This is a genomic window from Streptomyces spongiae, from assembly GCF_009377185.1.
In the GTDB taxonomy this organism is placed as follows: Bacteria; Actinomycetota; Actinomycetes; order Streptomycetales; family Streptomycetaceae; genus Streptomyces; species Streptomyces spongiae.
Genome location: NZ_VJZC01000057.1, coordinates 22287 through 31232, shown reverse-complemented (window position 1 = coordinate 31232; position 8946 = coordinate 22287). Strand labels below are relative to the sequence as shown.

Annotated in this window: 8 protein-coding genes; all 8 read left to right on the top strand. The window is 70.9% G+C overall.

Going from position 1 to position 8946, the window contains the following annotated elements; genetic code table 11:
• The first annotated feature begins 75 nt into the window (after positions 1-75).
• Genes FNH08_RS11700 through FNH08_RS11665 form a run of 8 tightly spaced genes read left to right on the top strand, consistent with a single transcriptional unit; the run spans position 76 to position 8915 of the window.
• Entirely contained in the window at positions 76-1176 is a 1101-nt protein-coding gene (locus tag FNH08_RS11700) for an ABC transporter substrate-binding protein (RefSeq protein WP_322724270.1), read from the top strand.
• Positions 1169-2359, top strand: a complete 1191-nt coding sequence (locus FNH08_RS11695) for an ABC transporter ATP-binding protein (protein WP_152771392.1) — start codon at positions 1169-1171, stop codon at positions 2357-2359. Before FNH08_RS11700 ends, FNH08_RS11695 begins: the two co-directional genes overlap by 8 nt.
• A 3-nt stretch (positions 2360-2362) precedes the next feature.
• Entirely contained in the window at positions 2363-3298 is a 936-nt protein-coding gene (locus tag FNH08_RS11690) for an ABC transporter permease (protein ID WP_152771391.1), read from the top strand.
• Entirely contained in the window at positions 3295-4161 is an 867-nt protein-coding gene (locus FNH08_RS11685; protein ID WP_322724269.1) for an ABC transporter permease, read from the top strand. The genes FNH08_RS11690 and FNH08_RS11685 overlap by 4 nt, the downstream gene beginning before the upstream one ends.
• Complete coding sequence (locus FNH08_RS11680) at positions 4158-5549, top strand: aminotransferase class III-fold pyridoxal phosphate-dependent enzyme (RefSeq protein WP_152771390.1); 1392 nt, start codon at positions 4158-4160, stop codon at positions 5547-5549. Before FNH08_RS11685 ends, FNH08_RS11680 begins: the two co-directional genes overlap by 4 nt.
• 26 nt (positions 5550-5575) lie before the next feature.
• Positions 5576-6529, top strand: a complete 954-nt coding sequence (locus FNH08_RS11675) for a succinylglutamate desuccinylase/aspartoacylase family protein (protein ID WP_152771389.1) — start codon at positions 5576-5578, stop codon at positions 6527-6529.
• The gene (locus tag FNH08_RS11670; RefSeq protein WP_322724267.1) at positions 6526-7980 is read left to right on the top strand and encodes an aldehyde dehydrogenase family protein; all 1455 of its coding nucleotides are present in this window, start codon (positions 6526-6528) and stop codon (positions 7978-7980) included. The genes FNH08_RS11675 and FNH08_RS11670 overlap by 4 nt, the downstream gene beginning before the upstream one ends.
• Positions 7977-8915, top strand: a complete 939-nt coding sequence (locus FNH08_RS11665; protein WP_152771388.1) for an aldo/keto reductase — start codon at positions 7977-7979, stop codon at positions 8913-8915. Before FNH08_RS11670 ends, FNH08_RS11665 begins: the two co-directional genes overlap by 4 nt.
• Positions 8916-8946 lie beyond the last annotated feature (31 nt).

The following is an 8946-nucleotide window of genomic DNA, read 5'->3' as shown; positions in this document are numbered from 1 at the left end:
CATCCCGAACGAGACCAACCAGCACCCACCCCACACGCTCCCCTCGTACCGCACCGCACCACCAGGAGGCCCCCGGTGAGAGATGTCCGGATAGACCGCAGAGTGTTCCTGCGCGGAGTCGGCTCAGTCGCGGCAGGAATCGCCGCCACGTCGCTCACGGCGTGCGGCACCGGCACCAGCCGGTCCGTCGGCAGCGGCGGCAAGAACTCCAAGTCACTCGTGGTCCGCAACAGCGGCGGCACGTACGGCGAGGCCAACCAGAAGGCCGTCTACGAGCCGTTCACCAAGGAGACCGGCATCCAGGTCAAGGTGGCGAACATCGAGTACGCGCAGATGCTCGCGCAGATCAAGCAGGGCCGCCCGCAGTTCGACGTCATCGACGACTCCATGGCCGACTTCGTGCTCTTCCAGAAGGAGGGCGCCACCGAGGAGTTGGACCACGACCGGCTGAAGAACTTCAAGAGCGCCGGCATCGCCAAGTCGCTGGTCACCTCCAACGCGATCGGCAAGAACTACTGGGCCAGCGTGATGGCCTACCGCACCGACGCCTTCGACGGGAAGAAGCCCTCCTCCTGGGCCGACTTCTGGGACACCAAGGCCTTCCCCGGCAGCCGTGCCCTCCAGGCCCTGGACGCGGACCTGCCCGAGCTGGAGTTCGCCCTCCTCGCCGACGGCGTCCCGCTCGACAAGCTGTACCCCCTCGACGTGGACCGTGCCTTCAAGGCCCTCGACGAGATCAAGGGCTCCGTCAAGAAGTTCTGGGACACCGGCGCCCTGCCCGGAGTGCTGCTCGGACGGGAGGAGGTCGTCGCCTCCAGCGTCTGGCACGGCCGCCTCGACGACCTCATCAAGCAGGGCTCACCGCTCGCCTACCAGTGGAACGGCGCCCGCCGCCAGAGCAACGGACTGGGCATCCCCAAGGGCGCCGAGAACCGCGACGCCGCCTACCAGCTCATCGACTTCGCGCTGCGACCCGACGTGCAGGCCCACTTCGCGGAGATCTACCCGATGGGCCCGACGGTGCCCGCCGCCTACAAGAAGCTCTCCGACACCACGGCCGCCAACCTGGCCAGCTCGCCCGAGCACCTGGAGTCCGGCTTCGACCTGGACGTCCAGTGGTGGATCGACAACCAGGACGCCGTCTCCAAGCGCTGGCAGGAGTGGACGCATGCCTGAGCTCGACGTGATGACCGAGCGACAGACCCCGGCGGCCGACTCGCCGCCGGGGACCGGCACCGGAAAGCCGCTGTCCGTGACGGGGCTGCGCAAGACGTACGGCGGTGGGGTCACCGCCGTCGACGAGGTCTCCATGGAGATCGCGGCCGGCGAGTTCGTCACCTTCCTGGGATCCTCCGGCTCCGGCAAGACCACCACGCTGATGATGATCGCGGGGTTCTGCGAACCGGACTCCGGCAGCATCGTCGTCGGCGGCCGTGACGTGACCCGCCTCGCCCCGCAGAAACGCGGCCTCGGCTTCGTCTTCCAGCAGTACCTCCTCTTCCCGCACATGACGGTCTGGGAGAACGTCGCCTTCCCGCTGCAGCTGCGCGACATACCCAAGGCGGAGCTGCGCCGCAGGGTCGGCGAGACCCTGGAGATGGCCGGGCTGTCCGGCATGGCCCGGCGCAGGCCACGCGAGCTGTCCGGCGGCCAGCAGCAGCGGGTCGCGCTGTGCCGGGCCCTGGTCTACCGGCCCCCGGTGATCCTCATGGACGAGCCCCTCGGCGCCCTCGACAAGAAGCTGCGCGACCAGCTCCAGACCGAGATCAAGCGCATCCAGCGCGAACTCGGTCTCACCGTCATCTATGTGACGCACGATCAGGAGGAGGCGCTCGTCCTCTCCGACCGGATCGCCGTGATGCGCGACGGGCGGGTCGACCAGTTCGACACCCCGCGCGAGCTCTTCGAGCGCCCGCGCACCCCGTTCGTCGCCGACTTCCTCGGTGCCGCCAACTTCCTCGCCGGCCACGTGGAGGAGCAGACCCCGGACCACACGCTCGTACGGCTCGACACCGGCGGTCTCCTCAAGGCCCGCCCGCAGACGGCCCAGGCACCTGCCCAGACCCCGCGGGTCCGGGCCGCGGTCCAGCCCGGCCGGCTCGGGCTGTGTCCCGCAGGCCAGGGCTTCTGTACCGGGACCGTGGAGACGGTCACCTACGTGGGGACCCTGGTCCGCGTCACCGTCCGCCCGGCCGGAGGCGCCGACACCGAACCCGTACGGCTGGAACTGCCGGCCGGACGTGCCCCGGCCCCCGGCGAACGCGTCGGCCTGACCGCCGACCCGGACGACGTCAGCGTCTTCCCCGACAGCGTCTCCGCCCCGGAACTGGGTGTCCCCGCCCCGGAACAGGGTCGCTGAGCCATGGCCGGATCCCTCCTCGCGTCGAAGCCGACACCCGCCGTCACCCCCTCGCCCGTGCCGCGGCGTGGCCGGCTCCGTCGAGCGCTCTCCGACCGCCGCACCCGCTTCGGGCTGCTCAACGCCGCGCCGGTCGTCGTCTACCTGCTGATCCTCTTCATCTATCCGATCTTCAGCACCCTGCTCCTCAGCCTCAAGGGCGAGGAGGGCGGCTGGACCCTGCACTGGTACGCCGACGCGTTCCGCGGCGCGAACCTGGAGATCCTGCTCACCACCCTGCGGATCTCCACCGAGACCTCACTGCTCAGCCTGGTCATCGGCTTCCTGCTGGCCGCCGCCGTGTCCCGCCTCAAGCCCCTGTGGGCCGGACTCGTGATGCTCGTCGTGATCGTCCCGCACTTCATCAGCGCGCTGGTGCGTACCTACGGCTGGATCATCCTGCTCGGCGAACACGGCGTGATCAACAACGCCCTGACGGACCTTCATGTCCCGGGCGCGCCCTTCCAGTTGCTCTACAACGAGCTCGGCGTCGTCATCGGCACCACCTCCGTGATGCTCCCGTACACCGTCCTGCTGCTGTACGCCGTGATGCGCGGCACCGACCGGCGGCTGCTCGCCGCCGCGGCCGGCATGGGCGCCGGACGTCTGACGATCTTCCGCAGGATCTATCTGCCGCTCGTCGCGCCCGGCCTCGTCAACGCGGGCATCCTCTGCTTCATCCTCTGCCTCGGCTACTACCTCACGCCCGCCCTCATGGGCGGCCCGAAGCAGACCATGGTCGCCTCGCTCATCGACGAGCAGGTCATGAGGCAGAACCAGTGGAACGGCGCCTCGGCGCTCGGCATCATCCTGCTCCTGCTCACCTTCGCCGGACTGCTGCTCCTGCGCCTGGTCAAGTCGCTCGGCGACGCCGCCCGGAAGCGGGGTGCGGCATCGTGATCGAGCTCCGCTCCACCCTCGCCGGACGCATCTGCCTGACCGTCCTGTCCACGCTGATCCTGCTGTTCCTCGCCCTGCCGATCGTCCTCATCGTCGTCACCTCCTTCGGCAGCGACGCCTTCGGCTCCTTCCCGCCGGACTCCTGGACGCTCAGCTGGTACGAGAACCTGTTCGCCGACGGTAGCAAATGGCCGGCCGCGCTCTCGCTGAGCGCCCTGGTGGCCGCGATGACCACCGTGTTCTCGCTCGCCCTGGGCATGACCGCGGCGACCGCGCTGGTCCGCAGCGAACTGCCGTTGCGCTCGGCGGTCTACGGGCTCGTCCTCGCACCCCTGGTGATCCCCCAGGTCGTCGTCGCTCTCGGATTGTTCCTGCTCTTCGAGCCCGCCGCGATGCTCGGCAGCCCGATCGCCATCGCGCTCGGCCACACCGTGCTCGCCTCACCCATCGCCGTGATGATCCTCATGGCCACCCTGAAGGGCATCGACGAACGGCTGGAGGACGCGGCGGCCAGCATGGGCGCGAGCCGCCTCACCGTCGCCCGGCGCATCACCTTCCCGCTGGCCGCGCCCGGCATGATCGCCGCCGCCGTCTTCTCCTTCATCACCAGCTTCGACGAGTTCTTCATCTCCCAGTTCCTGTCCTCCGTGGACACCGTGACCCTTCCGGTCCAGGTGTTCAACGTCCTCCAGTTCGATGTCGACCCGTCGGTGACCGCCGTCAGCGCGATCCTCATCGCGGTCGCCGTCGTGGCCCTCGCCCTGGTCGGCGTGGTGCGCAAACTCAGCGGCACCGGCAAGCAGGACGGCCTGCTGCCCACCGAGCCCGCCGTGGGCCTGCCCGCCGGAAGTGAGACCCGATGACGACCAGCACCCGCACCCCGTCCGGCGAGCTGTCCGCGTCCGCGGCCAGACACCTGCTCCTGAACATGACCCCCAACGGCTCCCTCGGCGCGGAAGGGGAGAACCTCTTCGTCGTCCAGCGCGGCGACGGCCCGTACGTCGACGACGCGGACGGCAGACGCTACATCGACGGCCTCTCCGGCCTGTACTGCTGCCAGCTCGGCTACTCCTACGCCCCCGAGTTCGCCGAGGCCGCCGAACGACAGCTGCGCGAACTGTGCTTCAGCCCCCTGTGGTCCGCCTCCGCGCACCCGACGGCCATCGAACTCGCCGAGCGGCTGTCCCGGATCGCCCCAGACGGCATCGAGCACACCTTCTTCTCCGGCGGCGGCGCCGAAGCCGTGGAGACCGCCTGGAAGATCGCCCGCCGCTACCACGCCCTGCGCGGCGAACCCGGCCGCACCAAGGCCATCGCCCGCAGCGGCGCCTACCACGGGCTGACCGTGGGCGCCCTCTCGCTCACCGACGACCCCGGACTCAAGGAACCGTACGGTCCACCGGCGATCGACACCCGGTTCGTGTCCCACACCAACCGCTACGGACTGCCGGGCGAGTTGGCCGACGACGCGGCCTTCACGGCGCGTCTGCTGGGCGAGCTGGAGGCCGCGATCCTGGCCGAGGGCCCGGAGAGTGTGGCCATGCTCATCGCCGAACCCGTGCAGAACCGCGGCGGCTGCATCACCCCGCCCGAGGGCTACTGGCCGGGCCTCAGGGCCCTGGCCGACCGGTACGGATTCCTGCTCGTCGCCGACGAGGTGATCACCGCCTTCGGCCGTCTGGGGGAGTGGTTCGGCGGCGACCGCTACGGCGCCCGCCCCGACATCGTCACCGTCGCCAAGGGCATCACCGCCGGATACGCCCCCATGGGCGCCACCCTCGTCAGCACCCGGGTCACCGAGGTCCTCAACCGGCCCGGCGCGGTCCTCAACCACGGCTACACCTTCGCCGGACACCCCCTCAGCGCGGCCATCGCCCTGCGCAGCCTCCAGATCATGGAACGCGACCGGATCCTCGACAACGTCCGCGCTCTCCAGGACCACCTCGCGGGGCGCATGGCCTCCCTCACCGAGCTCAGCATCGTCGGCGACGTGCGCGGAGCCGGCTTCTTCTACGCCTGTGAACTCACCGGCGACCTGGAGGACGGCGGATTCAGCGACACCGCCCGCGCCGCCCTCGTCGCCGACCTGATCCCCCGCCGGCTGCGCGAGGCCGGGCTCCTCGCCCGGGTCTACAACCGCGCCGCCCCCCTGGTCCAGATCGCACCCCCGCTGATCAGCGATCGGCACCTCCTCGACGCCATCGCCGACATCATCGCGGACACCCTCGACGAGGCGTCGGCCCACCTGTGACATCCGTATCCGAAAGGAACACCCGCATGTACTCCATCGGCCCGCTGACCGTCGCCCCCGGCGAGCGCGCCCAGGGACTCATCCCGGTCGGCACCAGCACCTACGGCGTGGAGCTCGGCATACCGCTGATCGTCGTCAACGGCACCGAGCCCGGCCCGGTGCTGTGCGTGGACGCGGGCGTGCACGGCGACGAGTACGACGGCCAGGAGGCCATCCGCCGCGTCCTCGCCGAGACCGACCCGGCCACGCTGCGCGGCACCCTGGTCGGCATCCCCTGCATGAACACCCCCGCGTTCGAGGCGGCGGCCCGCACGAGCGGCCTGGACCACCTGAACCTCAACCGCATCTTCCCCGGTGACGCCGACGGTTCGTACTCCCTGCGCCTGGCCGCCACCTTCGTCGAGCAGGTCGTCCCCGCCATCGACGCCCTCGTGGACCTGCACACCGGCGGCACCTTCGGCGAGATCGCACCCCTGACCATCGTCCAGGGCGGCTACGAGGACCTGGCCATGGGCATCGGACTGGCCGCCGGGCACCAGCTGATCTGGAAGGGCGGCAAGTGGGGCGGAACGGTCCGCCACCCCACCCTCGCGGCGGGCAAGGCGGCCATCACCATCGAGGCGGGCGGCGGCACCTACCGCGAATCCACCGTCGAACTGCACATCGACGCGGTGCGCAACATCATGCGGCAACTCGGCATGACCGACGGTCCGGCCGAACTGCGCGACACCTACACGGCGGTCTCCGGAACCTTCGCCCGCTCGGCGTCCGGCGGTTTCTTCGTCGGGCACGCCGACCCGGGGGAGAACTGCAAGGAAGGCGACCTGATCGCCCACATCGTCGACCACTACGGCAACACGCTGGAGGAGGTGCGCGCCCCACAGGACGGCATCGTGCTGTGGGTGCGAAGGATCCGTACCGTCCGTCCGGGCGACGAGGTCGTCATCTTCGGCGAGGTGCAGGGGGAGATCCGGCCGTGAGCGACGACACCCGGCTGTTGCTCGTCGACGGCAAGCGGGTCCCCGCCGCCGACGGCCGCACCTTCAGCGTCCTGGACCCGTCGAACGGGTCGGCCTTCGCGGAGGTCGCGCTGGCCGGTCCGCAGGACGTGGACCAGGCGGTGGCGGCGGCCAGGGCGGCGTTCACGGCACCGGAGTGGGCCCGGCTGCGCGCCGCCGACCGGGGCAGGGTGCTCCAGCGCATCGCCGGAGCGATCCGGGCGGACGGCGAGCGGCTCGCCCGGCTGGAGAGCCAGGACGTCGGCAAGCCGCTGAGCCAGGCGAAGGCCGACGTGGAGGCCGCGGCCCGCTACTTCGAGTTCTACGCGGGCGTCGCCGACAAGCTCGGCGGTTCCACGATCCCCCTCGGCCCCGGCCTCATCGACTACACCGTCCGTGAGCCGATCGGTGTCTCCGGCCAGATCATCCCGTTCAACTACCCGCTCCAGAACACCGCGAGGGGCTCCGCCCCGGCGCTGGCCGCCGGCTGCACCGTGGTGCTCAAGCCCTCGCCGGAGGCACCGCTCACCCCACTGGAGATCGGCCGCATCGCCCTGGAGTGCGGCCTCCCGCCGGGCGTCCTGAACGTCCTGCCCGGGGACGGCGAGACGGGCGCGGCCCTCGCCGGGCACCCGGACATCGACCAGGTCACCTTCACCGGTTCGGTGCCGACCGGCATCAAGGTCGCGCAGGCGGCCGCGGCCAACGTGGTTCCCTCGGTCGTGGAACTGGGCGGCAAGTCACCGGTCGTGGTCTTCGCCGACGCCGACTTCGACCTGGCCCTGGGCGCCGTCGCGGGGTCCGTCTTCGGCAACGCCGGGCAGACCTGCTCGGCCGGCACCCGGCTGCTGCTCCAGCGCGGCGCCGAGGAGTTCCTCGACAAGCTGGTCGCCCACGCCGCCTCACTGCGGCTGGGCCCCGGCCTGGACGACCCGGACGTCGGCCCGCTGGTCGCAGCCCGGCAGCGCGATCGGGTCCTCGGCTATCTGGACCTGGCGCGTGCGGAGGGCGCGAGCGTGCTGACCGGCGGCAAGAGCCCGACGGACCCGGCACTCGCGGACGGCTACTACGTCGAGCCGACCGTCCTGACCGGCCTCACCCACGAGGCCCGCTGCGCCCGTGAGGAGATCTTCGGACCCGTCGTCACGGTCATCGAGTTCGACGACACGGCCGAGGCGCTCGCCCTCGCCAACGACAGCGAGTACGGCCTGGCCTCGTACGTCTGGACCCGTGACCTCGACAAGGCGCTGCGCATGGCGGAGGGCATCCGGGCCGGTCAGGTCTACGTCAACGCCACCGGCGTCGGCACCGGCGTCGAGCTTCCCTTCGGCGGCTACAAGCACAGCGGCTGGGGCCGGGAGAAGGGCCTGGAGGCGCTGGCGAGCTACACCCAGACGAAGAACGTCTGCATCGGGTTCGGGGACCGCTCATGAGGTACCGCAGGCTCGGTGAACGCGGGCCCGCCGTCTCGGTGGTCGGCGTCGGCGGCAACAACTTCGGCTCCCGCCTCGACGAGGACGGAACGAAGGCCGTCGTCCACGCGGCCCTGGACGCCGGTGTCACCCTGTTCGACACCGCCGACATGTACGGCGGGTTCGGCGACCGGGGCGGCTCGCGCGGCGACGGGGAACGGCTCCTGGGCGCCGCTCTCAAGGGCCACCGCGACGACGTCGTCCTGGCCACCAAGTTCGGCATGGAGATGGGTCCGGAGGCGGACCTGTACGGTCGGCGCGGAGCGGCCCCCTACATCCGGTACGCCGTCGAGGCATCGCTGCGCAGGCTCGGCACCGACCGGATCGACCTGTACCAGTACCACGAGCCCGACGGAGTCACCCCGCTCGACGAGACCGTGGCCGCCCTGTGCGAACTCGTCGACGAGGGCAAGATCCGTCACATCGGCTGCTCCAACCTGCCGCCCGAGCTGCTCACCGAGGCGTTCGTCAGCACCCAGGCCCGCTACCACCTGCTCGACCGCGGCGCGGAGACCGGACTGGTCCCCGCCTGCCTGCACCACGGCATCGGCCTGCTCCCGTACTACCCGCTGGCCAACGGCCTGCTCAGCGGCAAGTACCGGCGCGGCGAGGAGCCACCGCCCGGCAGCCGGCTGTCCTGGCGGCAGGGCTGGCTCACCGAAGCCGCCCTCGACCGCGTCGAGGCACTCACCGTGTACGGCGCCGAACGCGGCCTGACCCTGCTCCAGGTCGCCGTCGGCGGACTTGCCGCCCTGCCCGCCGTCGGCTCCGTCATCTGCGGCGCCATGACCCCCGAACAGGTCACCGCCAACGCGGCGGCGGCCGAGTGGATCCCCGACGCGGCCGACCTCGTGGCACTCGACGCGATCGTGCGCCCCGGCGAACAAGTCGTCTGACCCCCGAAACCCCCTGAAGCGAGGCTGAACC